Here is a 26,340-nt window from a genome sequence, read left to right on the forward strand (position 1 = left end):
AAAATCGAGCTCAATAAAACCAATACGCGCAGAAACTTGACGTGACTTTATCACGTTTAACTATGCTAATAACAGACGCGCTTGCGCCGCATCCGCTTGAATTTGATCTTTCAACGCATTGAAAGAATCAAACTTAATTTCATCTCTTATTTTTGCCATCGGAAACACCGTTATTGGCTTACCATATAGGTCGGATGACAAATCGAAAATGTGAACTTCAAGCTGGTTTCGTACTCCGTTAACAGTGGGACGGGTGCCAATGTTCGCAACGCCATTAAAGTGCTTACCATCAACATCAACACGCACTGCAAACACACCGTGAATTGGCGTTTTCTGGCGTTTTAGCATGACATTCGCGGTCGGAAAACCAATGGTGCGGCCTTTTTTCTCGCCATGTACAACCCTACCGTGAATTGCAAATGGGCGCCCTAGCATTTCGGTAGATAACCCGAAATCACTGTCAGCCAACGCTTCTCGCACCGCTGTTGAGCTTATGCGATGTGCATGCATGGTAAAACTTTGGGTGCTTACTACATCGAAGCCATACTGACGCCCCGCCGCTTCAAGCATCTCGAAGTCACCTTCACGGCCATTGCCAAAACGGAAGTCATCACCCACCACTAGGAATTTAACACCTAGTTTGTCTACCAGCAGGTCATGGACAAAAGTGTCGGCACTTTGTTTTGCAAACTCGGCGTTAAAGCGCACTGCAAGCAGTCTATCTACACCTTGCTGGCGCAGCAATTCGTATTTTTCACGAAGAGGGCTAATACGCGCTGGCGCTTTATCAGGCATAAAAACTTCTTCAGGCTGCGGTTCAAAGACCATCACGGTGGCTGGAAGTGATAGCGATTTCGCTTTTTCAAGCACATTTGCCAGCACAGCTTGATGACCACGGTGTACACCATCGAACTTACCGATGGTGAGAACACACCCTTTGTGGTGTGGTTTTACATTGTTTAGCCCGCGGATAAATTCCACTGTTAGCCACTACCTTTTAACTGCTAGAAATTCAAAGCTCGCGATTATAGCCGACCGCGAGCACAATACCAAGCGCGTGCACCATTCATGCTCTATCGATTCACTCTTACTAGAAATTACTCGCCACCGCTTTTGAAGTGCCTCGGCCGCATGCCCAGCACGAGCATGGAGGTCATAAATACTATCACCGATAGCGAAATGGTTGTTCCTACCTCTAACATTTGGGCAGAAAGCGATAAATCAAAGAAGCCTAAGCCTTTGTCTCGATAATAAATAAGCCCGCCCATGGCAGCACTTGCAATTATCACACGCGCAATAAAAAGAGCCGATGTACGGCTTAAAGCAAACACTCCCTGACGGTGAAGCGTTATATAGAGCAAAGCAGCGTTGAGCGTAGCTGACATGCTAGTTGCAATAGCTAAACCTACATAACCAAAAGGTATAGCAAGAACTACGTTAAACACCATGTTAGCGGCCATACACCAAATACCAAATTTCACCGGCGTTTTGGTGTCTTGTCGGGAGTAAAAGCCTGGCGCAAGAATTTTAACCAGCATAAAGCTGAGTAAGCCAAAAGAATACGCAGTAAGCGAATAAGAGGCCATGATTGCCGTTTCAGCAGTAAATGCACCGCGTTGGAATATAACAGTTAAAATAGGCCTTGCCATTACGCCAAGCCCTACTGCTGCCGGAATGCCCAATAAACAAACCATGCGAAACGCCCAGTCGATATTCGCAGCAAACGCTTTGGGGTTATTGCTTACGTGATTTCTAGACAGCGTAGGCAGAATGACCGTAGCGATGGCGATACCAAACAATCCTAAAGGGAATTCAAGCAGCCTGTCAGAATAATACAACCAGCTTATGGAGCCGGTAACTAAAAAGCTGGCGATAAAGGTATCAAAAAGCAAGTTAATCTGCCCTACTGACACACCGAATAATGCGGGGATCATAAGGGTACGCACTTTAACCACATTTTCGTCGCGCCAGCCCCACTTCGGCTTTACCAAAAGCCCAGCCCTGAACAAAAACGGTAGTTGAAACAAGAACTGTACAATACCGCCGATAAACACGCCCCACGCTAGGGCGTAAGCGGGCTGCTCCAGCGTAGGAGCTAAATATATTGCACACGCGATAATACATACGTTTAGTAAAACCGGGGTGAAAGCAGCAACCGCGAACTTGTTGAGCGTATTGAGTATTGCGCCAGCCAACCCTGTTAAAGAGATAAATGCTAAGTAAGGAAAGGTGATTTTTAGCATGGTTGACGCAAGCACAAACTTGTCGCCCGCTTCATCGCCTTCAAGCCATGCCATAAACCAACCGGTACCAAAGAGGGCTGCCAAAACAGGTGATGCAATAACACCAATAATAGATACTACAAACACAATAGCGCCTAAGGTACCGCTAATTTTGGCAACAAATTCTCTCAACTGCTTTTTGTCGTCGTTTTCGTGAACTTCGGTTAATACCGGAATAAAGGCTTGCGCGAATGCGCCTTCAGCAAACAGACGACGTAAAAAGTTAGGTATTTTGTTGGCAAAGAAAAATACGTCAGCTGCTGCCCCATCACCCATAAGCTTGGCAACAACAACGTCGCGTACCAGGCCCAGAACCCGCGAGACTAGGGTCATAATACTGACAATCAGACCAGATTTTATTAACTTCCGTGACACGTCACACTTCCAATAGAGGTAAAAATAGGCTGAACAGCAAACGCTTTTTAAAAAACTAATTAAAGGCGTCTGCTAGGCGTAAAGCGGCAACAATAGGTTGCAAGCGAGCCATAATAGCGAAAGCCTATGGTCTACGAAACGATTTATTCAAAATAGTTGTGCACCTTTAACAACTTTCTTGCTATAATCCGCGCCCGATATGGGGTGCTGTTGTTTATGCATGTCTATCGCTTGAATGTCCTGAAAGAATTCCGTTATGGCTCTCTTTCAAAAAATGTCGCAGAGAAATGTCGCAAAGAATGTGCAACGTGTTGAGCATACTTTGTGTTCAATAGCTTGCGCGTTTTAATGCGGAACGATTTAAGTTTTAAATCGTTTGACATTTGGGCGTTTGGTAGGCACAATCCGCACCCTCGTTTTTGACATGAATTTATTTTGGGAGTTACACCTTGGCTAACATTAAGTCTGCTAAGAAGCGTGCAATCCAAGCCGAAAAGCGTCGTCAGCACAACGCTAGCCGTCGTTCAATGACTCGTACAAGCATCAAGAAAGTTATCGCTGCAATTGCAAGCGGTGACAAAGAAGCGGCACAAGCTGCACTTACTGCTGCTACTCCAGTACTTGACAGAATGGCTACTAAAGGCTTGATTCACAAGAACAAAGCTGCTCGTCATAAGAGCCGTCTAGCTGCACAAATCAAAGCACTAGGTTAATCTTTACGATTAGTAGTTAAAAAAGCGCCCTTCGGCGCTTTTTTTGTATCTGCTTTTTATACCAGTCCGCATAGGTAATTAGCTACACGGACTGGTATTACTCACTCAGCTCATTTTCCTTATTGAGCTTGCTGGTGCGATACGCATGATCCAGTGAAGAATTGCCCACGGCCAGCTTGGCACAAACGCATTCGCCTTTTCTTTATTGATTGCATTCACCATAGCGCGACAGCCCACGTCGGTATCAACGATAAACGGCACCTTCTCTACTTTTTCGTTTATCTCGCTGCGAATGAAACCGGGGTGAATACAGGTGACGTTAATCGGCGTGTTCATTACATCCATTCGAATGCCTTCAGTCATTGATGTAAGCCCTGCTTTTGTTGCCGCGTATACAGTCATAGCACGTCTAAACCCGCGCACAGCACTTATAGATGAAATCGTTACTAAATGACCACTATTTTGCGCCCTAAAGATAGCCATAGCCGCTTCACATTGTGCTAGCGCCGACACAAAGTTAGTCACCGCCGTTTGCTTGTTAGCGTGAAAATACCCAGTACCAATAGACGCGCCCTTGCCCATTCCTGCGTTCACAATGACTCTATCAAGGGTCCCCATGTCGGCTTTGAATGCGTCGAACACTTCAAAAACCGCATCGTGATCATTGACATCCAGCGAGCGAATATACACATCAATGTTTGGGTTGATTGAGAGTAACTCTTCTTTTAATTTTTCTAAGTTCTCAAAGCGTCTTGCACATAGCGCTAAGTTACACCCCTGCTTGGCAAATTCAATCGCCATTCCCTTGCCTAGGCCTGAACTCGCGCCCGTTATCAGAATATTGCGTCTTGTTGTCATTATCGTTTTCCTGATGCCTTTATGGCCTTATTACAACGCCACATTAAGTAATGAATGAAGATCCAAAAGTTTTTAAACGCTGGATTATTGGTTTGCTTGTGGTGATAGCGATAGTAGATTTGCTGGGCAATACCGGCTAAACGGAAAAGTCCGTAAACCTCATAGAAAGCAAAATCTTCAACATCTATCTCCATTTCTTTGCAGTAATACGCCACAACTTGTTTACGAGTGAGCATTCCCCGTAAGTGAGTTGGCTGACGACGCGTTGATTGCGCTAAAAAGTCATCATCAGCTTGCACCCAATACGCTAAGGTGTTGCCTAAGTCCATAAGCGGGTCGCCCAATGTGGCTAACTCCCAATCCAGAACACCGATGATTTGGGTATAGTTATCCGGCTTTAACACCACATTATCGAACCGGAAGTCATTGTGAGTAATACATATGCGTTCTTGGTCAGGCATGTTGTTCTCTAGCCAGCCCATAATTTTTTTACCCGAGGGGACATTCCAGGTTTTCGCTTTACTATAGCGCTCGCTCCACCCGCTTATTTGCCGCTCTATGTACCCAGCACCTTTCCCTAAGTGCTCAAGCCCCGCTTTTTTATAATCCACTTTATGAAGTTCAATTAAACTATCAAGTACATTAGTGCAGAGCTGCTTGGTTTGCTGATCTGTTGTCTCTAAACCTTTGGGTAAGTTCTTTCGTGGTATCACGCCAGTAAACTTTTCCATTAAGTAGAACTCAGTGCCTAATACGCTTTCATCTTCACAGAGCCCAAGCATTTCTGGCACGTACCGGTAGACAGGCTCTAGCGCGTGCTGTAATCGATACTCTCGCCCCATATCGTGAGCCCCTTTGGCTTTTGTACCTGCTGGTGCCCTGCGCAAAATTAATGACGTTTGCTCGCCCTGTTTTTGATCGCTGCTTTGATAGTCCAAGCAATATGTCCAATTAGAAGCACCACCGGAATACTGGGTTACTTTAGGTAAAGTTTCGCTACTTTGTATAGCGGCTGACAATGAGCTCGAGGCACTAATATTTTCCTTAAGCCAATTGTGTACAGCGCCGACGTCTAGCTCTTCGCCTACACGCACGCTATTCGCTTTATCTATTACCTGTTGTTGCATATATCGTTCTTCTTTTATTTTTTTACTAAACGCTTATTCAAAGCTAGTTATTGGTACGCATTTATTCGAAACTAATTTTGTCTTTCGCAGCTCATCACCTAACTCATATTAGCGAGTATTAACAAGGTTTGTGGCAATAAGGCGCTAACAAAAAGCCTGTTTTTATTCTTTAATTGCTCTTTTCCATCGCTCGTTTCATCGTTTTAGTTTGATTGAGCATATTGCTAATATAGCGCTGCGTGGGTAACAACTTTTTCAATAAGAACGCACGCTTGCCTAACTTGTGAGTGAGAATAAGAAACTTCCTTTGACTGACTTGTTGATATATTGACTCTGCCACTTCTTCTTTAGTCATGCCTGCCTTAGCGAAAAACTTGTTGATCATCTTATGCGAGGCAGGATTACTACTTCGCATCGACTCATCTAAATTTGTTTTGAAGAAGCTAGGGCAAACCACACTAACGTTTATATTGTCTGGTGCCAGTTCCAACTTCATAGTTTCAGAAAACGACACGACTGCGGCTTTAACTGCGTTGTAACTTCCCATATAAGGAATAGGCGTTAGCCCTGCTTGCGAAGCAACATTAATAAAGTAACCACTGCCTTGCTTTCGCATTAACGGTAATAGCGCACGACTTACTCTTACCATGCCTAACACGTTAATATCGAATACCCACTGCCACTGATCGATAGTTTCGTCTAAAAGACTGCCCCCCGTAGCGACCCCAGCGTTATTAAACACATAGTCAACGCTGCCCCATCGAGTTTCGATAGTTTGCGCTAGCGCTTTAACGTCATTGTCAGAGGTTATATCGCAGTGAACATAAAACACATTTGCACCTTGTGCAGAAAGCATATCTACCGTTTCAACACCCCTTTCTTGATTAATATCGGCAATGCAAATATTTATATTTTTATCGTTGTTTATCCATTTTTCCGCCCACTTAAGAGCAATGGCTTGACCTAAGCCGGTAGCGCCACCGGTAATCAATATGCGCATGGTGTATTTCCTACTTATTATTATTTCACGAGTATTTTGGGGGTAGCTTTGACTGCTATTCTGGCATTCCGTTTTGCCCACAGAGCTAATAATGCGGGCCCGATGTACATTGCTATGCCGTACACGCCGGGAGCGATGGCGTAGTCAGGCGCTTGTAAAAAGGTAATGCATACCAGCATGGCAAGCGCTGCGTTTTGCACGCCTATTTCAATGGCCAGCGTGAGCGAGTCTTTAAATACTAAGTTTGAAAGCTTAGCAAGCCCGAGGCCTAACAATACCGATAAAAGATTTAACGTTAAACATATCAAAAACGCGCTTTCAAAGGACGCGGCTAAATTATTTCTTTCAGAAACCAGAACACCGACAATCATGAGCAACATGAAATACATAGAAAACTGCCGAAAAAAGTTCTCTGTTTTCTTGGCAAACACCAGATAAAATCGACGAATTGTCATGCCAATAACGACCGGTAGAATCGACACGCCGACGAGCCCTATAACGGTTTGGATAATAGAAAATTCTGGCGCGTTTTCTTTTACAAAGTGATCAATCGCAAATTGGATAATAAACGGCGTGGTAAATACACAAGCAATAGTAGAAATAGCGGTTAGGCTAACTGAAAGGGCTAGGTTGGCTTTTGCAATATGGCTGATTAAATTACTGGTAGTACCGCCAGGACACGCAGCTAAAACCATTACGCCAACAGCAATATAGTCGGGCACCCCAAACGCAATACATAAACCTAAAGCTAGCAAAGGCAACAAGATAATTTGACCTATAAAGCCAGTTACGACCGCCTTAGGCGCTTTAATCAATCGGGCAAAGTCAGCAAGGGTTAGGGTTAGCCCCATGCCAAACATCACAAATGCCAACGCTAGAGGTAACAACACCTCGGTAAGTACAGATGCCTGCATGCACACGCCCCTTACAAAAGAAACCTTTTATTAACATTAAAGCCAGTGTACTCTGTTAAACAATAAATAAAAATGATGCCTTATTATGGAAACCCATAAATAATATGCATGGAAAATTAGATTTTAATTTATTCGTGGTGCTACGTGCAGTCTATGAGCACGGCAGTATTACGAAAGCCGCTAATGCACTACATATTACTCAGCCTGCAGTAAGTCACGCATTAGGGCGGTTACGAGATAAGTTTGATGATCCGCTATTTATTCGTCATGGGAGACAAGTCGTGCCTACCCCGTTCTGCCAAGGCATCATTACATCGGTCGTGACATCAATTGAAACCCTTGAAAATACTTTAAAAGGCAAGGTGGAGTTCGACATAGGTGATAAACCACGCACGGTTAACCTTGGGCTGCGCGATATTTTAGAATCTATATTTTTTCCAACATTAATTCCTGAACTTGTTCAAAACACGCCTAATATCACGGTAAATAGCAGGCAGGTAACCTGGCCCGAACTTGCCCCCGCACTTACTAACAAAGAGATCGATATTGTCATTGATGCCCTCGTGCCTACCAGCAGTGAGATACGTTCTCAGTTTATCTGCGAGGAAACCTTTGTGGTAGTATGTGCACCAACAAATAACTACCTGGACAATCCCAGTATTGAGCACTACTCAGCGGCACAGCATGCTCTCGTATCTTTGAAAGATTCCAAGCTGGACACTGTTGATCTCGCCCTTGCCCAACACAATTTACATCGAAAAATATCCCTTCAATGTGAGCACTACTTTGCCGCTGTTAATGTGGTGAGTCAGTGCGACCTTTTGCTGACAATGCCAACGCGATTTGCTCAACAATTCAGTAATAAATTCGATATTGAAATCTTGCCCCTTCCGTTTGAGGTACCGCCACTCCCCGTACACATGTACTGGCATAAAAATGCCGATGATGATTTAGTCAATATATGGATGCGAGAGAAGCTTTTAGAAGTGGCGAATAAGTTGGGGCTATAACAGCGCTTGCGTTTCTGTAACACAATAGTCAAGCAAGCGTCACGGTAGTGTCAATTTGCAGACCTATAGTGACGGTCCAAGGCATCGCTTTGGGAAACCGCTATGAAAAAGACACATTATCGTACGCTTTGGCTTTCAGATATCCATTTGGGAAATCGCGACTGCAAAGCTGAATACTTACTTTCCTTTCTGGACAGCATCACGGTAGACACCTTGTATTTGGTGGGCGACATTGTTGATATGTGGCAAATGACCAAACAATTTCGCTGGCCAAAGGCGCACAATCAAGTCATGCACAAATTCATGCAAATGAGTCAGGAAGGTACACGTGTAGTGTACTTACCCGGCAATCATGATGAGCCAATTCAATCTTACTCTGGTATGGCCTTTGGCGATATTGAAATAGAGCGTGAGCTGGTGCACACCACGGCACAGGGAAAACGTTACCTGGTTTTACATGGCGATCAGTTCGATGGCGATGTGACCATGGGCAGATTCCATGCGTGGATTGGCGATAAAGGTTATGACCTCTTGCTTTTCCTAAATCGCGAATTCAACCGTTTGCGCGCGTGGCGCAAGCGAGAATACTGGTCACTAGCGGGCTACATTAAAAAGCACATTAAAGGAGCAAATGAAGCCATTGCTCGATATCGCGAAGCATGCTGCAAGCGTGCCGACGATATGGGGCTAGATGGTGTAGTGTGTGGTCATATTCATCACCCTGAAAGTAGTTTTGAAAACGGCATACACTACATTAATGATGGTGACTGGATAGAAAACTGTAGCGCTCTCGCTGAAGACATGAATGGTAATTTATCTCTTATTCATTATCTCGATTCACTAGAATCAGCTACGGTAACATCAATCACAACCAAAACCTCTCGATCAAAAGCTGCGTAGTTAATGCTACTTTTCTGGGGGGCTTACAGGCCCCCTATCACTGCTTTTGTTGAACCCTTCTACGCGAAACAAACTTGTCGAGCCAGCTTCAATAACATCTTTTTAACACTGTCAAATAACTGCCATCAAACTGTGTGAAAAGCGTCACATTGTCCTGCTATTGTTCGCCAAAACCGAAAGAGAAACAGGTTCTATGTTTACTGTAAACGACGTACTGAACAAGCATTATCCTCAAGTAGCGAACAATCCTATTCTGTTTAAATCGCTGTCTTTCGTATTAAGACACCTTCTTCACGAACGCGAAATTACCGAGTTTGGTGAAACCTACCCGCACTATGAAGACATTGATTTTGTTGAACAAGTGTTGGAGTACTTCAATATCAGCTACTCCACCCGTGATGTGGAAAAAGAACGCATTCCAAGCGAAGGCAAAGTGGTAATTATCGCAAACCACCCTATTGGCTCTCTCGATGCCCTTGCCTTAATTAAGCTAGTGAGTGAAGTGCGGCACGACTTAAAAGTAGTGGCCAATGAAATGCTCATGGCTATCGAGCCTCTTCACGATATGTTGCTACCAGTAAATAATATGCAGGGTGGTACACCGAAGCAGCATTTGTCGGCTATCCAAAAACACCTCAAAAGCGACGGTGCTATATTGATTTTTCCTGCCGGTGAAGTCTCTCGATTACGCCCGCAAGGTGTTCGCGACACGCGATGGCACACTGGCTTTTTACGTATTGCAAAGCAAGCTAAAGCGCCGATATTGCCGGTTTATATTGATGCAAAAAATAGCCCCCTTTTTTACAGCGTATCTATGGTATACAAACCACTAGCCACTGCTCTGCTGGTTAAAGAAATGTTCAAACAGCGCAAAAAGCACTTACCTATGCGCATTGGCGAACTTATTCCTTTTGAAGCGTACCAGCAAACCAATATACCGCTAAAAGAGCAGGTAAAGCTGTTTAAGCGCCACCTATATCGCATTGGCAGCAACAAGAAAGGCGTTTTTGAAACGCAGGCGTCTATTGCTATGCCCGAAGACAAAAAAGAGCTCGCCCGCGCTATTCGAGAATGTGAGCATCTCGGAGAAACGGGTGATGGAAAGTCTATCTACCTGTATCAGCACAAAAGCTGCTCGCCAATTATGCGTGAGATAGGCCGCTTGCGAGAAGTCGCATTTCGCGCCGTGGGAGAAGGCACCAATAAACGTAGAGATATTGATCAATACGACTCTTATTATTATCACCTTGTGCTATGGGACGACAGCGACTTGGAAATTGTAGGCGCCTATCGCTTTGGCGATGCAGAACTTTTGACAGCGCCCGATCACCCTACGGGACTTTATTCTGCCACTTTATTTAATTACGGCAAAAACAACGACAAACTTTTTAAGGAAGGCTTAGAATTAGGGCGAAGCTTTGTTCAGCCTCGCTACTGGGGCAAACGCAGTTTAGATTACTTGTGGTTTGGTATTGGTGCATTTTTAAGTCGTTATCCCAAATATCGTTATCTATTTGGTGCAGTGTCACTTAGCAATGCCTATCCAGAACCAGCTAAAGACCTATTGGTACAATTTTACTCCACGTATTTTCCTGCAAAGTTTGGTGAAGCGACCTGTAAACGCCCTTATCAAATGGCTAACGATGCGCTACATCAATTCAAAGGTAACGATTACAAAGCCGAATTTACCGAGCTAAAGGATTTATTGGCTAATATGGGCGTTAACGTTCCAACGCTTTATAAGCAATACTCTGAACTGTCCAAAGACGGTGGTGTGGCGTTCTTAGGTTTTAATGTCGACCCGGATTTCAATGATTGTATTGATGGTTTGGTGGTAGTTGATATGCAAACGCTCACCGAAAAAAAGCGCAAACGCTATTTAACTGACATTCAGCTTAAAGCCACGGCTTAATGTTTTAGGGAGCAACACGTCTCTTATAAAACCTACACAAAAGCTAAAAAGGGAGCACCTAATTGACGCTCCCTTTTCTTTTTTACTAGAAATATCAAATGTAATTATCGACCGCCAACATTTTTGAGTATATCTGTGTAGATATCTTCAAGTGTAAGCAAGTCAGATAAGTGAATGTGTTCGTTTACCTGATGAATAGTGGTGTTAGGTACGCCAACTTCAACCACCTGCGTATGCTCACTCGCAAAAAAACGCCCATCTGAAGTGCCGCCGGATGTACTTATCACTGGGTAACGACCTGTGGCGGCTTTAATGGCTTTCTCAACGCAAGCTATTAGGCAACACTCTGCATTACTATTAGGCTTGCTTAAGTATGCTTCACAGGGCCTTGAAAAGTTGACTTCGGCTTCTACATCAACGGTATTGATGATATTGCGTAGCAAAGCAGATAAGCGCTCTTGATCAAACTGCCACGAGTATCTTACGTTAAACTCTATACGAACAGCACTAGGCACTATGTTATCGGTGAAGCTTCCTGTATCCATATGTGTTATTTGAAGCGTGGTGCCAGGAAAGTCATCGCTTCCTTTATCAAATGGATATTGAGTTAGTGCATTAACCACTCTACTCGCTTTGTGAATAGCATTCACCGCTGTCTTTGGGTAGGCCACATGCCCTTGCTTTCCTGCAATATGGATAGTGCCTGAAAGCGAACCCCTGCGACCAATCTTTATCGTATCGCCGGTTTTTGCAGATGCCGAAGGTTCGCCCACTAGACACATATCGAGCTGTACATTTTTAGATGCTAAATATTCAGCTATCCATTTAGAGCCCCACTCCGCCTCCCCCTCTTCATCACTGGTGATTAGCCACCAGTAAGATATTTTATCAGGATCTAAAGAGGCAATAGTTCGCTCAGTCGCAGCTAGCATAGCTGCAATGCCTGTTTTCATGTCGGCAGCGCCGCGCCCATAAAGTTTATTTTTACTTATGACCGGGCTGAAAGGGGGAGATTTCCACTTATCAAGAGGGCCAGGAGGCACGACATCAGTGTGGCCGCTAAATGCTAAGTGGACAGGACCATGCCCCCATCTGGCAATGAGGTTTTTAACACCGTTTATTTTGTGTTTTTCACATGCAAAGCCAAGTTTTTCAAGTTTATAAATAAGGTAGCTTTGACAACCTGCATCCATTGGAGTGATAGACTCTCTTGCCATTAATACTTCGGCGAAGTGAATACTGCGCGCTGGCGCTAGAGAAGGTAAAGGCTGAATTGACATTCATGTGACCCAATTTAGAAACATGGGTCTATTACACAAATTTAAAGTGACACACTAATAACAGATTTGCGACAAAGCCATGACAACAAACCCCATGCACGCAAAGCGTGCGTAGTAGAAGAAAGATGAGTACAAGTTTGTGAGAGTTTCTTGCGACCTTCGCAATGTTTGTCTATCGCTGCGCACATTGTTATAAATAGAGTATTACTAATAAGAAGGCATTACTGTGTTAAAAATAATTGTTTTGATACCCCTCATCTTGTCATTACTTTGGTTTGGTTATTTACAAGCCAATAAATATACTCTAGAACAAGGCAAACAAGGTTTTCTATACATATTCGTGCTTTCCGGTGTTATTGCTGCATTTTATACGCTTATGTTGTTTTTAACGAATTAGCTCTTTTTTATTTATAGTAATCTCTATCTATGCGCTAACCCAACACAGCCTAACAGATTTGTGCGTAGACCTACCGAAATATTGGTGACGCCGCAGAATCTACTAGATAACCATCAGCGAAATAAGGCAGTCGATCAAAAAAGCCAGCTTTTGTTAAAGCTGGCTTCTTACTATTTATCTCATTGTTGCCACCCAGCTATTGAGTGGCTCAACTTTACTTACAATGACTCTGAAATAGTCACGTCAGCATTTGCGCGAAGCGCATCGATATACTGCTGATAAACACGTTGACCTTGTACTTGAGCAAGACGCTGTTTCAGGCTTTCACCTAGCTCGTTTTCAAGCTCAGGAGCAGCATTTACGCCTTCTAGCATTACAACTGCAACATCGCCGTTAACTGTTGTTGCTACGTCAACTCTATCTTCACCTTCAAGGCCCAGTGAGAAAAGCGTGTCAACTAATGCACGTGCCAGTGTACCACCTGATCTTGGCACTGCTGCAGCCGTTTCCCAAGCTACTGATTTTTCCGCCAGTTCGCTTTCAACACTTTCTTCTGCGCGTACTTTTTGTGCAATATCAAAGGCCCAAGCTTCTGCTGATTCTTTCGCTTTTTCCGCTTTTACTGATGCTTCAATTCCGTCGCGAACTTCATCTAGCGACTGAGTGCGTTGTGGTTGATGCTCAATAACACGTGCAACAACTACCGTTTCGTCATCAAGCTCAATGATATCGCTGTTAAGACCTTCTTCAACTAACTCTGATGAAAAAGCAACATCCAGTAAGCCAGGAAAGCTCAGTTCAACAGGCGCCGTGTTCCGACTGAAAAGAACAGACTCTTGTATAGGAAGATCTACAGCGTTAGCTGCATCTTCAAGCGTATCTGGCACCTCAAATGCAATTTCAGCCAAGGTATTCTGAAGCTCAAAATACTTCTCCATTGCCGCATCGTAAAGAAGGGTATCGCGAATCTCGCTAGCCACTTCATCGAATGATTTAACTTGCGCTTCTTTAACATCTGTTAACTTAATAATGTGAAAGCCAAACTCGGTCTCAACAACGTCAGATACATCACCGACGTTTTCTAAAGCAAACGCAGCTTCATCGAATGCTGGGTCCATCATTTCAGGTATAATGAAATCTAGGTCACCGCCGTTTTCAGCTGAGAATGTATCGTCAGAGTTTTCTTCGGCAAGCACAGCAAAGTCAGCACCGCTGTCAAGCTGCGCTTTTAATGACTCTGCTTTTGCTTTCGCAGCGTCTTCATCATCACCCGCTTCGATAAGAATATGTGAAACTCGGCGCTCTTCTTCCGTGCCATAGCTTCCTAAATTGTTATCGTAATAAGTACGTACAGCTTCTTCGTCTACAGAAACACGACCTTTAAGGTCTTCAACGCTCAGTTTTACATACGCCAGTTTCACCTGCTCTTCAGTATCGAAAGAAGCAATATTGTTGTTGTAGAAGGCTTCTACATCAGCGTCGGTAACTTCGAGCGAACCAGCAAATTCGTCAGAGCTTACTAATACGTATTTTGCATCACGAGTTTGGCGTTGAAGAGCATTAGCTTGTTGCACTTCGCCATCTAGAGAAAATGAAGAATTCGTTAGCGCTGCCGCCAACTGGTTCTGAGTCATTTGCGTTCTTAGGTAATCACGGAAGTCTGCAACTTGAAAACCATTTTGACGGAGAATAGCTTGGAAACGCTCGTTATCAAACTGACCACCAAACTGAAACTCAGGCATTTGTACAATCGTTTCACGAATCTGTTCATCGCTTACACGCAAGCCCATATCGGTAGCCTGTTGCTGAATCAGCTTTTCAGCAATAAGTCTGTCCAGTACATTTTTTCTAAAATCTGCGAGGTATTGTTCGCTAGAGAAAAGCTGCGCGATGCTTTCGCCGTACTGTGACTCCATTTGTGCACGCTGGTTTTGGTATGCACGTTCTAGTTCTTGTGCCGAAATTTCTTCGCCGTTTACAGTTGCTACTGCGGTAGTGCCTGATGATGTTAGGTAACTACCTACACCTGCGAATACGAAACTCAAAACGATAAGCGCAATAATCGCCATCGCCCAAGGGCCTTGAGAACCTTCTCTGATTCTTTCTAGCATGATTGTTCTTCAACTCCGTTGCTTACTACAATTACCCTAACCCATCACCTGCTGGCGAGGACAGGATAAAATAAGCGCTGATTATAACCCAATGCCGCCGAATATAAACGCCAAAACACACTATTTGTACTGTCTTTCGTCAAGTAAAGGCGTTGCAATAGCATGTATAAGAATCGACATGCCTAACGAGGGTATTTTTACTTTTTAAATATTGGGGTCAGAGTCGTTACTCTGACCCCAATATTGAATTCTTTGTTTTAGAAATAAAAAAGGCGATGGACTAGCCATCGCCTTTTTCTATAATTTTTTTGCTTAGTTACAAGCGTCTTTCAGTGCTTTACCAGCTTTGAAAGATGGAACTTTCGCTGCTGAAATCTGAATAGTCTCACCAGTTTGTGGGTTACGGCCACTGCGAGCTGAACGTTCGCGAACTGAGAAAGTACCAAAACCAACTAGTGCAACTTGTTCGCCGTCTTTAAGCGCCGCAGTTACTGAGTCAGTGAATGCGTCAAGAGCGCGGCCAGCAGCTGCTTTAGAAATGTCTGCACCAGCAGCGATTTGGTCGATAAGTTGAGACTTGTTCACAATTAGATCCCCTTCGATTGTTATTATACTGTTTGTCCAAAACGATTTTGCTTGAACGTTATAGCAAGCTTGATCGTTAACATCAAGCTTCAGTCACAAATAATTAACTTTTTAAATTAATCGCTGCAATCCCTTTTGTGGCAAGGCTTCAAGCGATAACCATTTAAAGGTAACACAACTTTTACGACATGAAAGCCCTATTTTAAAAAAAATGAGGTTTTCTATCGCTTAATGCACATAATTTAGTCAATTATTGCAGTTTTATAGAAAAAACAAGGCTGCAAGCCCTTAAAAACAAAGGTCTACAGCCAATCACATCAGTTACTTTTTAGCCACTTCGAAGCTTTCAACGGGTTCCTGAAGCGCAATATCAAGAACATCATCAATCCATTTAACCGGGTGAATGGATAAATCTTTCTTCACATTGTCTGGAATTTCTTCCAAATCTCGCTCGTTATCTTTCGGAATAACCACGGTTTTGATGCCACCACGGTGTGCTGCAAGTAACTTTTCTTTTAGACCACCAATAGCAAGTACTTCACCGCGAAGAGTAATTTCACCCGTCATGGCAACATCACACTTCACAGGGTTACCTGTTAGTGAAGATACTAAAGCGGTACACATTGCAATACCCGCGCTTGGGCCATCTTTTGGTGTTGCACCTTCAGGAACGTGCACATGAATATCACGCTTTTCATAAAAGTCGTCATTAATGCGAAGCTTTTCAGCGCGACTTCTTACCACAGTCATCGCTGCCTTAATTGACTCCTGCATGACATCGCCCAAAGAGCCTGTAGAAGTCATTTTTCCTTTACCTGGAACCGATGTGGTTTCAATGGTCAGTAGGTCGCCACCAACTTGAGTCCAAGCTAAACCGGTAACTTGACCGATTTGGTTGTCTTTGTCGGCTTTGCCGTAGTCAAAGCGCTGAACACCAAGATAGTCTTTAAGATTATCTTGAGTAACAACCACCTTATCTTTGCTTTTCGTAAGTAAGATATCTTTAACCGCTTTACGGCATACCTTAGACACTTCACGCTCTAAGCTTCTAACACCCGCTTCGCGCGTGTAGTAACGAATCATGCCGATGACAGCAGAATCTGTAATCTCAAGCTCTTTCGCTTTAAGGCCGTTGCGCTCCATTTGCTTACCAATTAAATGGTTCTTCGCAATGTTAAGCTTTTCGTCTTCGGTATAACCTGATAGTCGAATTACTTCCATACGGTCAAGCAACGGACCAGGGATATTCATGCTGTTAGAGGTTGCGACGAACATAACGTCAGATAGATCGTAATCCACTTCTAAATAATGGTCGCTAAAGCTGTTGTTCTGCTCTGGGTCTAGCACTTCAAGAAGGGCTGACGCAGGGTCTCCTCGCATGTCTGATGACATCTTATCGATTTCATCAAGCAAGAATAGTGGGTTTTTAACCCCGACTTTCGCCATTTTTTGAACGAGTTTACCCGGCAGTGAGCCTATGTAGGTACGACGGTGACCACGTATCTCGGCCTCGTCTCGCACGCCGCCCAAGGCCATACGGACATATTTACGTCCCGTCGCTTTAGCGACAGACTGGCCAAGCGAGGTTTTACCTACACCTGGAGGCCCCACAAGACATAGAATTGGGCCTTTAAGCTTTTTAACACGCTGTTGAACCGCTAGGTATTCAAGAATACGTTCTTTTACCTTTTCTAGGCCGTAATGGTCTTCGTTAAGCACATCTTCAGCCCGTGAAAGATCTTTCTTCACCGGCGAGCGCTTATTCCAAGGAACACTAGTAAGCCAATCAATGTAGCTTCGAAGAACAGTCGCTTCTGCTGACATCGGTGACATCATTTTTAACTTTTGAAGTTCAGCTTTCGCCTTATCTTCTGCCTCTTTCGGCATTTTCGCGTCGGCAATCTTTTTAGATAGTGCCTCGAACTCATCGGGCGCATCGTCTAACTCACCCAATTCTTTTTGAATGGCTTTCATTTGCTCATTCAAATAATATTCGCGCTGGCTTTTTTCCATTTGCTTTTTAACGCGGGTGCGAATTTTCTTTTCCACCTGCAGCAAATCAATTTCGCCTTCCATCAGTGCCATCAAATACTCAAGGCGCTCATTAACACCCTGCATTTCTAGCACTTTTTGCTTTTCAGTAAGCTTTAGAGGCATGTGCGCAGCCATGGTATCTGCTAGACGCGCCGCATCTTCAATCCCATTAAGTGAAGTCAGTACTTCTGGCGGGATTTTCTTATTCAGTTTCACATAACCTTCAAACTGTGAGACTGCAGAGCGAATCAAGACTTCTTGCTCACTCTCATCAATGCCTTCATCTTCTAACTTATCAACGTTAGCGACAAAGAAAGGCTCTGATTGTTTATAGCTTTCGATTGCACCACGTACGCTACCCTCTACAAGTACCTTTACAGTACCGTCAGGAAGCTTTAAAAGCTGTAGGATAGTAGCAATGGTACCTACAGTGTAAATGTCATCTGCTTCAGGCTCATCAACGCCCGCGTCTTTTTGTGCTACTAGAAAAATTTGTTTGTCATTATCCATTGCCGCTTCAAGGCAACGGATTGATTTCTCACGCCCAACAAATAGGGGTATGACCATATGCGGGTAAACAACCACGTCCCGCAAGGCAAGCACAGGAATTTCAATGCGATTTTCACGCTCAACTGTCATACTTGTTCTCAATTAGTTTTGAAATGTCATTTTTATATGGGGATGCAAGAGCAAAGTTCAATCGAAACTTATTAAAGTGTGTTAATTCCTTAACCTTACCTTCCCTGCTCTAGGGCCAGTCGACCTTAATATAACCATTATCGATTTTGCACCGAATGGCAACACAAAACTAAAAAATCTAGTAGAAAGGATAGCTTTACTGCTCTTGTTCGCTTAAATATCAACCACCTTCGATATTACCTCATCAGTTGCTGTCAGTTATCACAAGGTTACTTACGACCAATTATCAACCTTTAGAAACAAAAAAAGGTCCCGCAGGACCTTTTTTGAATCAAGCTAACATCTATTCAGATGCGGCCTTTTTTTCATTACTGTCGTAAATCAAAATGGGCTTTGATTCACCGCGAATTACCGTTTCATCGATAACCACTTTGCTAACATCTTCCATTGAAGGAAGGTCATACATTGTATCAAGCAAAACAGCTTCAACAATTGAACGAAGGCCTCGAGCACCGGTCTTGCGATCCATTGCCTTTTTAGCAATAGCGTTGAGTGCATCGTCACGGAACTCAAGTTCAACGTCTTCCATAGAGAACAACGCACCATACTGTTTGGTGATTGCATTCTTAGGTTCACGTAAAATTTGAATTAGCGCCTCTTCGTTCAACTCTTCTAGGCTGGTAACTACAGGAAGACGACCGATGAATTCTGGAATTAACCCGTATTTCACTAAATCTTCAGGCTCAACCTGTTTGAACAGTTCGCTAATTTGCTTACTGTTGTCTTTAGACTTAACCGTAGCACCAAACCCAATACCTGTGTCTTTCTGAGCACGCTGCTCGATAACCTTATCAAGGCCCGCAAACGCACCACCACAGATAAACAGTATTTTTGAAGTATCAACTTGCAAAAACTCTTGCTGAGGATGCTTACGCCCACCTTGCGGAGGAACCGACGCAACTGTGCCTTCAATCAGCTTAAGAAGCGCCTGCTGAACACCTTCACCCGAGACATCGCGAGTAATTGATGGATTGTCAGACTTACGAGAGATTTTGTCGATTTCGTCAATATAAACAATACCGCGCTGCGCTTTCTCAACGTCGTAATCACACTTCTGAAGTAGTTTTTGAATAATATTCTCAACATCTTCACCCACGTAGCCCGCTTCCGTCAGCGTGGTTGCGTCAGCCATTGTGAATGGCACGTCAAGTAAACGTGCAAGTGTTTCTGCTAATAGTGTTTTACCACTACCGGTAGGGCCAATTAACAGAATGTTACTTTTTCCAAGTTCTACGCCTTCGTGAACATCGCCATTGCGCAAACGCTTATAGTGGTTATAAACCGCTACTGACAACACCTTCTTCGCATGTTCTTGACCGATAACATAATCATCAAGATGCGCATGAATTTCTGTTGGTTTAGGTAAAGCGTCCTGCTTTTGCTTAGGCGCGATTTCCTTAATTTCTTCGCGAATGATATCGTTACATAACTCAACACACTCGTCGCAAATAAAAACCGACGGGCCTGCTATTAACTTTCTTACTTCGTGTTGGCTTTTGCCACAAAACGAACAGTACAGTAGCTTGTTATCACCGTCACCGCTTTGCTTATCACTCATTACTTTTGCCTCTGCCTTACCCGAGCCGAAAACCAAATTCGTGCTATGCACTGGCTCGGGTCATCTATAACTATACTACTTAGTTCCGGCTACGTCAGATCGATTTGCTAAAACTTGGTCAACTAGGCCGTAATCTTTTGCCTCGGTTGCACTTAAAAAGTTATCTCTGTCTGTGTCGCGCGCGACTTTTTCATAGTCTTGACCGGTATGGTCTGCCATTAGGCGATTCAACTTCTCTTTAATAGACAGAATTTCTTTCGCATGTATTTCAAAATCAGATGCCTGACCTTGGAAGCCACCAAGCGGTTGGTGAATCATTACGCGCGAGTTAGGTAGACAATAACGCTTACCTTTTGCTCCTGCAGATAGTAGAAATGCGCCCATGCTTGCAGCTTGGCCCATACACACTGTGCTCACGTCCGGCTTAATGAATCTCATTGTGTCGTAGATTGCCATACCAGCAGTCACAGAGCCGCCCGGCGAGTTGATGTATAGGAAAATATCTTTCTCTGGATTTTCAGCTTCTAAGAACAACATTTGAGCAACGATGAGGTTGGCCATGTGATCTTCAACTTGCCCTACTAAGAAAATTACGTTTTCTTTTAAGAGACGAGAATAAATGTCGTATGAGCGCTCACCTTTTGAGGTTTGCTCAACAACCATAGGAACAAGTGCATTCATTGGGTCAAACGGGGTATTAGTCATAGCTACCTTGATTATCTAGCGTTAAAAACAAAAATGCTCGGAAGGCTCCGAGCATTTAAGCAGTTGCTGACAAGTATTGTCAATCAGACAGTAAAAAATTACGCCTGTTTGTTCATAACCTCGTCAAAAGCTTTAGTTACTTCAGTAACTTTTGCTTGCTCAAGAACCCACTCGATAGCTTGTTCTTCTAGCGCAACGTTTTGCATTTGCTGCATAAGCTCTTGATTGTTGTTGTAGTAGTCAACAACTTCCTGCGGATCTTCATACGCAGAAGCTGCAGTTTCGATCATCTCGTTAACTTTAGCTTCGTCTGCTTTTAGTTCGTTTTCTTTGATTACTTCACCTAGAAGTAGACCAATAGATACGCGACGCTTAGCGTTGTCAGTAAACAATTCAGCTGGTAGGTCTGGAAGGTTCTGACCACCGCCTTGTTGGCTGAAACGTTGTTTAGCTTGCTCGCGAAGTGCATTCACTTCTTGATCGATAAGCGCTTGAGGAATATCAATCTCGTTAGCTTCAACTAGCTTAGCAATAACGTCTTCTTTAACTTGCGCTTTTAGCGTTTGGTCTAGCTCACGCTGCATGTTCTTACGAACTTCAGCTTTAAGTGCGTCAACACCGCCTTCTTCAACACCGAATAGCTTAGCAAACTCTTCGTCAACTTTTGGAAGGTCTAGACCTTCTACTTTCTTAACTGTCGCTTGGAAAACTGCGTCTTTACCTTTTAGGTTTTCAGCGTGGTAATCTTCTGGGAAAGTAACTTCGATGGTTACTTCTTCACCCGCTTTCGCACCAACTAGTGGCTTCTCGAAACCTGGGATCATGCGATCTTTGCCAAGCTCTAGCGCGAAATCTTCTGCTTTTCCGCCTTCGAACTCTTCACCGTCGATAGAGCCAACAAAGTCGATGATAACTTTGTCGTCTTTCTTCGCTTTACGCTTAACTTCTTTCCAAGATGCGTGCTGCTTTTGAAGCGTTTCCATCATGTTATCAAGATCTTTGTCAGTAATTTCTACTACTGGCTTTTCGATTTCGATATCGCTAACACCTTTCACTTCTACTTCTGGGTAAACTTCGAAAGATGCGACAAATTCTAGGTCCTGACCGTCTTCGTCTTTGGTCAGTTCAAACTTTGGCATACCAGCAGGCTGAATTTTCTCTTGAATGACTGCTTGGTAGAAGTTTTGCTGCATAACATCGCCAGCAACTTCTTGGCGAACTGCCTGGCCGAAACGCTTTTTGATTACGCTTACAGGAACTTTACCTGGACGGAAGCCGTTGATGCGTTGTGTTTTTGCCAACTGCTGTAGGCGTGACTTAACTGCTGAATCAACCGTGTCAGATGGAACGGTGATAGTAAGACGGCGTTCTAAACCCTGGGTCGTCTCGACTGAAACTTGCATTATGTTACCTCAACTATACGCCTCTACAGGCGTTTTGTTCTCAATCCCCTCTCCCGTCATGCATTAATTGCATATCACTCCGGGGTAGAAGGTCGTTATTCGACGTTTATAAAATCAAAGTTAGGACACAAAATCGTGCCACAAAGCCAACCTGAAACAAACGTACTGGTTAAAAAAAGACGCGGTAGTATACAGCCGCACACCACAAGAGTCGAGAGGGAAACACAAGTTTGTAACAACCAATTGAACGCATTTTAAACAAATTGCGAAACTAGTAAGAAAAATAGATTGAAAAACGACTTTAACTAGCGGTTTGAGACGCTATTGAGGGAAGATAGAAAAACAGAGAATAAGAGATAATGGTCGGTGAGACAGGATTTGAACCTGCGACCCCTTGTACCCAAAACAAGTGCGCTACCAAGCTGCGCCACTCACCGATAAAAATGTATAAATCATAGCTTTAAAAAAGCTTAGAAATATGGTGCGGAAGGAGAGACTTGAACTCTCACGCCGTGAAGCACTGGAACCTAAATCCAGCGTGTCTACCAATTCCACCACTTCCGCTAGAAGTGGGGTGGACGATGGGACTTGAACCCACGACAACCGGAATCACAATCCGGGGCTCTACCAACTGAGCTACGCCCACCACAGTAATCCTGTGATTGTTTACGTGCGAACTGATAAACACATAAACCTCTATCGAACTGTCAGGATCTTACTTTGCTGCTCGATAGTCTGATTTGACTTCAACCTTTAACACTCTTTGATTTATTCGCTGAGCTGCGGGTTGTTGCTAAGTCAAATAAGCATAAATGGTCGGTGAGACAGGATTTGAACCTGCGACCCCTTGTACCCAAAACAAGTGCGCTACCAAGCTGCGCCACTCACCGACAGGAATGCTTAATTTAAGCTTTTAAAAAAGCTTGAAAATATGGTGCGGAAGGAGAGACTTGAACTCTCACGCCGTGAAGCACTGGAACCTAAATCCAGCGTGTCTACCAATTCCACCACTTCCGCTAAAAGTGGGGTGGACGATGGGACTTGAACCCACGACAACCGGAATCACAATCCGGGGCTCTACCAACTGAGCTACGCCCACCATAGGTGTGTTGCAGTCTACATGCTTTATACTAGCAGTGTAGATACAAAAATTCAGCCTTGCTATCAGGACCTACCTGACTCGCATGGCGCGCCCGGCAGGATTCGAACCTGCGACCCACGGCTTAGAAGGCCGTTGCTCTATCCAGCTGAGCTACGGGCGCTTGGCGAATCTTCGCTGCAAAAAGTGGTCGGTGAGACAGGATTTGAACCTGCGACCCCTTGTACCCAAAACAAGTGCGCTACCAAGCTGCGCCACTCACCGACTGCCGTATCGACCAAGATGCATAAGCCTCTGTGCCGTTACGGGGTGCGAATATTACTGACATCCCCCCACCTCGTCAAACACTTTTTTAAATAAAATCACTAACCGCTCACAAAGCACTCATTATCATGTTTTTTTGTACAATCTTGCTTATATTTCGCTACTTATAGTTAGTAGAGCCCAGCAGCTAGTAGAGCCCAGCAGCCCGCGAACGGGTTTGCAATATTACTGATATGGAAAAGTTAATCGTGCAAGATGGCCCGGACAACTAAGCGTTAAGAAAAGGGCTTTGCTTACTATCACGAAGACAATTTTTGAAGTTGTTGGTCTCTCGTTATAACTTTTGTGTTGAACGGTTACTCAGTTACACGAGCTATACGGTTAAGTCCAACTTATATAAATTCGGTTACGGCCAATAACTACTATCTAATAATTGCTAGAGTATTCCCCCTGTTTTATGAAACAATAAAGGGCACTTGTTGACCACCCAACCATATAAGAATCGTACAAGACTATGACCGCCCATCTTATTGACGGCAAATTAATTGCCAAACAAGTTCGCCAACACGTAACATCCTATGTTGAATCACTTACCCAAGCAGGTAAAAGACAACCTGGCCTTGCCGTTGTTCTTGTAGGCAGTGATGCCGCTTCTCAAGTTTATGTTTCAAATAAGCGTAAAGCCTGTGAAGAAGTTGGTTTCGTTTCTCGCTCTTTCGACCTTCCTTCCGACACTACGGAAGAAACCTTACTTAACTTAGTGGACGAGCTAAACGAAGATAAAGAGATAGACGGCATTTTGGTTCAACTTCCACTGCCTGCCGGTCTCAACGCAGAGAAAGTGCTAGAGCGTATTCACCCTCATAAAGATGTTGATGGCTTCCACCCCTATAACATTGGTCGCCTTGCTCAACGCATTCCCGCTTTACGGCCCTGCACTCCTAAGGGCATCATGACCATGATCGAGTCTACTAAACGCCCTGTTAAGGGGTTAGACGCCGTTATTGTTGGCGCGTCGAATATTGTGGGCCGCCCAATGAGTCTTGAATTATTGTTAGCAGGCTGCACTGTTACCACTTGTCATAAGTTTACCCAAGACCTTAAAAGCCATGTCCAGCGTGCAGACTTACTTGTTGTAGCTGTCGGCAAACCTAACTTTATACCAGGCGACTGGGTTAAGCCTGGTGCGATTGTAATTGATGTAGGCATTAATCGTCTTAATGATGGCTCGTTAATAGGCGATGTTGATTTTGAAAAAGCCAAAGAGCGTGCAGGCTGGATAACTCCTGTACCTGGGGGTGTTGGTCCTATGACAGTTGCAAGTTTGATAGAAAACACGCTTGAGGCGTACGTTAAGTTTCATTCCTAAAGCACAAAGATTCACTCAAATTTTAAAGGCAGAAATTAAATTTCTGCCTTTTTGCTTTATACTCCCCTCTCTCTTTAAATACAGAACTAAATTGAATAACTTCTTTATGGCAGAACCAATATCTCCGTTGAGCGAACAACACGTAATTGATGCAACGCTTAAGTGGGTTGATGATATTGTGATAAAACACAATTTCTGCCCCTTTGCGCGCTATGTAAGAACACCAAATCAAATTCGTTGTAAAGTAATAGCGGGGGATGCAGGGGACATTATTCAATCTTTGTACGATGAACTTCGCCACTTGGAAGAGAATGAAAGCACCGCCACCACGCTTATCGCACTGGCACATCCAACCCTTGATGATTTTGATGAGTATCTTGATGTGCTAGCTATTGGCAATAATATGCTGCATGACTGGGGGTACAGCGGTACCTATCAACTCGCGAGCTTTCACCCTGACTATGTGTTTGACGGTAGCGACTCTAACGATGCTGAAAACTACACGAACCGTTCACCCTACCCGCTTTTACATTTAATTCGCGAAGCAGACATTACTCGCTATATGAAAAAAGAAGAGGATGCGGAAAAGATATTCAGTCATAACATCGATAAGGCGCGGGCACTAGGCTGCCCTTATTTTAAGAACGTATTGGAAACAATGAAAAAAGATAAGCCTGTGCAGTAAAACACAAGTGTTTTAATTTGCTCTGCTATGCACACAAGTTTTGTAAACTGGTGCTAGAAAAAGTCCTAGTGCAATAACTGTTCAGGCCCAAAAAGTTGGATTAATCCAGGGAACCCAAATAAACATCCCATTCGTGAACCGAAAAAATGCTGTATTTGGTTCAAGTTTTCACTTGCACTGTTACATTACCTGTTAAGTATGAGAGTAATATGACAGCAAAAATTATTTTCAATTAGGTTAAAGCAGACCCGTGACTCCCCCAACTTCATTTACTGTATCGACAATCGCAACTATCGCTACGCCTTTCAAACAAAAGTTTGCCATCCCGAGGCAACCTAACTTAGCAAAAGCTCATGGGGTAATTGCGTTTGAAGAAGGGTTTAACGATATCCATATGCTAAAGGGGATAGAAAGTTATAGTCATCTGTGGCTGCTTTTTATCTTTCATCAGAATATTGAGCGCGGTTGGAAAAATACAGTAAAGGCGCCTCGGCTTGGCGGCAATGCCACTATGGGTGTATTAGCGACTCGCAGCACTCATCGACCGAACAGCATTGGCATGTCTGTTGTGAAAAATAAAGGGCTAGTGCACGATAACGGCAAAACGCATTTACTTGTAGAAGGCGTGGATTTAGTAGACGGTACGCCACTTGTCGATATTAAACCTTATATTGGTTACGCAGATAGTGTTCCAAACGCGAGCGATAAGCTTGACGAAATCAGCCCCATTCCCCAACGCCACGTAGCGTTCTTAGATACGCTCAAGCCAAGGCTTTCTGAAATAGACAAAAAGTACAGCGACTTTACCGCTTTAGTTACAGCAGTACTGGCGCAAGACCCACGCCCAGCGTATAAACAAAAACTGGATAACGACGAGAAAACCTATCGCGTTACCCTGTACGATATTGATGTAGGTTTTAAAGTGAAAAATAATGTCGTTTGGGTCACTGAGCTCGTTCATTTAGGATAATTGCACTTTTAGTGTCAACAGTCTGTGGCGAAATGGCTCACAGTTAATTAGAATACCGCCAAACGTGTGATGGCCACTCTCTTGTTAACG

At 43.8% G+C, this 26,340-nt stretch carries 20 protein-coding genes and 8 tRNA genes; 7 read left to right on the forward strand and 21 right to left on the reverse strand.

Annotated elements, in window-relative coordinates; all coding sequences use genetic code 11:
* Nucleotides 1–60: 60 nt before the first annotated feature.
* Nucleotides 61–981: a bifunctional riboflavin kinase/FAD synthetase gene (gene ribF, locus ACYX4M_RS00395; protein ID WP_476081420.1), complete on the reverse strand. Its 921-nt coding sequence runs from the start codon at nucleotides 979–981 to the stop codon at nucleotides 61–63.
* A 116-nt stretch (nucleotides 982–1,097) separates the two neighbouring features.
* Nucleotides 1,098–2,657, reverse strand: coding sequence for a murein biosynthesis integral membrane protein MurJ (murJ, locus tag ACYX4M_RS00400; RefSeq protein WP_476081421.1), 1,560 nt, complete (start codon nucleotides 2,655–2,657; stop codon nucleotides 1,098–1,100).
* A 449-nt stretch (nucleotides 2,658–3,106) separates the two neighbouring features.
* On the opposite strand from murJ, the gene rpsT reads away from it, so the two are divergent.
* Nucleotides 3,107–3,370, forward strand: coding sequence for a 30S ribosomal protein S20 (gene rpsT, locus ACYX4M_RS00405; RefSeq protein ID WP_014950134.1), 264 nt, complete (start codon nucleotides 3,107–3,109; stop codon nucleotides 3,368–3,370).
* A gap of 105 nt (nucleotides 3,371–3,475) precedes the next feature.
* On the opposite strand, the gene ACYX4M_RS00410 is transcribed toward rpsT, so the two are convergent.
* The 4 genes from ACYX4M_RS00410 to ACYX4M_RS00425 all read right to left on the reverse strand — a co-directional run bounded on the left by ACYX4M_RS00410 (nucleotide 3,476) and on the right by ACYX4M_RS00425 (nucleotide 7,269).
* On the reverse strand, nucleotides 3,476–4,228 hold the full coding sequence (locus ACYX4M_RS00410) for an SDR family oxidoreductase (RefSeq protein ID WP_239257843.1): 753 nt from the start codon (nucleotides 4,226–4,228) through the stop codon (nucleotides 3,476–3,478).
* Nucleotides 4,228–5,355 (reverse strand): phosphotransferase family protein, encoded by a 1,128-nt coding sequence (locus ACYX4M_RS00415; RefSeq protein ID WP_476081422.1) that lies wholly within the window; start codon nucleotides 5,353–5,355, stop codon nucleotides 4,228–4,230. The genes ACYX4M_RS00410 and ACYX4M_RS00415 overlap by 1 nt, the downstream gene beginning before the upstream one ends.
* Before the next feature lie 169 nt (nucleotides 5,356–5,524).
* Nucleotides 5,525–6,355 carry an SDR family oxidoreductase gene (locus ACYX4M_RS00420; protein ID WP_476081423.1) on the reverse strand — a complete coding sequence of 277 codons (831 nt, stop codon included), beginning with the start codon at nucleotides 6,353–6,355 and terminating at the stop codon, nucleotides 5,525–5,527.
* A gap of 20 nt (nucleotides 6,356–6,375) precedes the next feature.
* Complete coding sequence (locus ACYX4M_RS00425) at nucleotides 6,376–7,269, reverse strand: bile acid:sodium symporter family protein (protein WP_476081424.1); 894 nt, start codon at nucleotides 7,267–7,269, stop codon at nucleotides 6,376–6,378.
* A 104-nt stretch (nucleotides 7,270–7,373) separates the two neighbouring features.
* On the opposite strand from ACYX4M_RS00425, the gene ACYX4M_RS00430 reads away from it, so the two are divergent.
* The 3 genes from ACYX4M_RS00430 to olsF all read left to right on the forward strand — a co-directional run bounded on the left by ACYX4M_RS00430 (nucleotide 7,374) and on the right by olsF (nucleotide 11,091).
* Entirely contained in the window at nucleotides 7,374–8,279 is a 906-nt protein-coding gene (locus tag ACYX4M_RS00430) for a LysR family transcriptional regulator (RefSeq protein ID WP_476081425.1), read from the forward strand.
* Between the two features lie 102 nt (nucleotides 8,280–8,381).
* Nucleotides 8,382–9,179, forward strand: coding sequence for a UDP-2,3-diacylglucosamine diphosphatase (locus tag ACYX4M_RS00435; protein WP_476081426.1), 798 nt, complete (start codon nucleotides 8,382–8,384; stop codon nucleotides 9,177–9,179).
* 193 nt (nucleotides 9,180–9,372) lie between these two features.
* Nucleotides 9,373–11,091: a bifunctional ornithine lipid synthase OlsF gene (gene olsF, locus ACYX4M_RS00440; protein ID WP_476081427.1), complete on the forward strand. Its 1,719-nt coding sequence runs from the start codon at nucleotides 9,373–9,375 to the stop codon at nucleotides 11,089–11,091.
* Nucleotides 11,092–11,195: 104 nt separating this feature from the next.
* On the opposite strand, the gene dapE is transcribed toward olsF, so the two are convergent.
* From dapE to ACYX4M_RS00515, 15 genes are all read right to left on the reverse strand, one after another.
* Nucleotides 11,196–12,371, reverse strand: coding sequence for a succinyl-diaminopimelate desuccinylase (gene dapE / locus ACYX4M_RS00445; RefSeq protein WP_476081428.1), 1,176 nt, complete (start codon nucleotides 12,369–12,371; stop codon nucleotides 11,196–11,198).
* A 615-nt stretch (nucleotides 12,372–12,986) separates the two neighbouring features.
* Nucleotides 12,987–14,879: a SurA N-terminal domain-containing protein gene (locus ACYX4M_RS00450; protein ID WP_476081429.1), complete on the reverse strand. Its 1,893-nt coding sequence runs from the start codon at nucleotides 14,877–14,879 to the stop codon at nucleotides 12,987–12,989.
* A 312-nt stretch (nucleotides 14,880–15,191) separates the two neighbouring features.
* Nucleotides 15,192–15,464, reverse strand: a complete 273-nt coding sequence (gene hupB / locus ACYX4M_RS00455; protein WP_476081430.1) for a nucleoid-associated protein HU-beta — start codon at nucleotides 15,462–15,464, stop codon at nucleotides 15,192–15,194.
* Between the two features lie 321 nt (nucleotides 15,465–15,785).
* Entirely contained in the window at nucleotides 15,786–18,137 is a 2,352-nt protein-coding gene (lon, locus tag ACYX4M_RS00460) for an endopeptidase La (RefSeq protein ID WP_476081431.1), read from the reverse strand.
* A gap of 343 nt (nucleotides 18,138–18,480) precedes the next feature.
* Nucleotides 18,481–19,755: an ATP-dependent protease ATP-binding subunit ClpX gene (gene clpX, locus ACYX4M_RS00465; RefSeq protein WP_118493314.1), complete on the reverse strand. Its 1,275-nt coding sequence runs from the start codon at nucleotides 19,753–19,755 to the stop codon at nucleotides 18,481–18,483.
* Nucleotides 19,756–19,830: 75 nt separating this feature from the next.
* Nucleotides 19,831–20,460: an ATP-dependent Clp endopeptidase proteolytic subunit ClpP gene (gene clpP / locus ACYX4M_RS00470; RefSeq protein WP_118493312.1), complete on the reverse strand. Its 630-nt coding sequence runs from the start codon at nucleotides 20,458–20,460 to the stop codon at nucleotides 19,831–19,833.
* A 98-nt stretch (nucleotides 20,461–20,558) separates the two neighbouring features.
* A complete protein-coding gene (tig, locus tag ACYX4M_RS00475) occupies nucleotides 20,559–21,863 on the reverse strand; it encodes a trigger factor (RefSeq protein WP_476081432.1) in 1,305 nt (434 codons plus the stop codon).
* Between the two features lie 360 nt (nucleotides 21,864–22,223).
* Nucleotides 22,224–22,300: transfer RNA gene (locus ACYX4M_RS00480), tRNA-Pro, on the reverse strand.
* Between the two features lie 42 nt (nucleotides 22,301–22,342).
* A tRNA-Leu gene (locus tag ACYX4M_RS00485) sits at nucleotides 22,343–22,427 on the reverse strand.
* 6 nt (nucleotides 22,428–22,433) lie between these two features.
* A tRNA-His gene (locus ACYX4M_RS00490) sits at nucleotides 22,434–22,509 on the reverse strand.
* Between the two features lie 167 nt (nucleotides 22,510–22,676).
* A tRNA-Pro gene (locus ACYX4M_RS00495) sits at nucleotides 22,677–22,753 on the reverse strand.
* A 42-nt stretch (nucleotides 22,754–22,795) separates the two neighbouring features.
* Nucleotides 22,796–22,880: transfer RNA gene (locus ACYX4M_RS00500), tRNA-Leu, on the reverse strand.
* Nucleotides 22,881–22,886: 6 nt separating this feature from the next.
* Nucleotides 22,887–22,962: transfer RNA gene (locus ACYX4M_RS00505), tRNA-His, on the reverse strand.
* A gap of 86 nt (nucleotides 22,963–23,048) precedes the next feature.
* Nucleotides 23,049–23,125 (reverse strand) — tRNA-Arg (locus tag ACYX4M_RS00510).
* A gap of 24 nt (nucleotides 23,126–23,149) precedes the next feature.
* Nucleotides 23,150–23,226: transfer RNA gene (locus ACYX4M_RS00515), tRNA-Pro, on the reverse strand.
* Between the two features lie 514 nt (nucleotides 23,227–23,740).
* Between ACYX4M_RS00515 and folD the strand changes: the two genes are divergently transcribed.
* The 3 genes from folD (at nucleotide 23,741) to tsaA (ending at nucleotide 26,250) form a co-directional block, all read left to right on the forward strand.
* A complete protein-coding gene (gene folD / locus ACYX4M_RS00520; RefSeq protein ID WP_118493308.1) occupies nucleotides 23,741–24,595 on the forward strand; it encodes a bifunctional methylenetetrahydrofolate dehydrogenase/methenyltetrahydrofolate cyclohydrolase FolD in 855 nt (284 codons plus the stop codon).
* Between the two features lie 106 nt (nucleotides 24,596–24,701).
* On the forward strand, nucleotides 24,702–25,280 hold the full coding sequence (locus ACYX4M_RS00525; RefSeq protein WP_476081433.1) for a DUF1415 domain-containing protein: 579 nt from the start codon (nucleotides 24,702–24,704) through the stop codon (nucleotides 25,278–25,280).
* Nucleotides 25,281–25,530: 250 nt separating this feature from the next.
* Nucleotides 25,531–26,250: a tRNA (N6-threonylcarbamoyladenosine(37)-N6)-methyltransferase TrmO gene (tsaA, locus tag ACYX4M_RS00530; protein WP_476081434.1), complete on the forward strand. Its 720-nt coding sequence runs from the start codon at nucleotides 25,531–25,533 to the stop codon at nucleotides 26,248–26,250.
* The last annotated feature ends 90 nt before the right edge of the window (nucleotides 26,251–26,340 follow it).

The organism is Alteromonas sp. ABV4_150 (assembly GCF_056311745.1).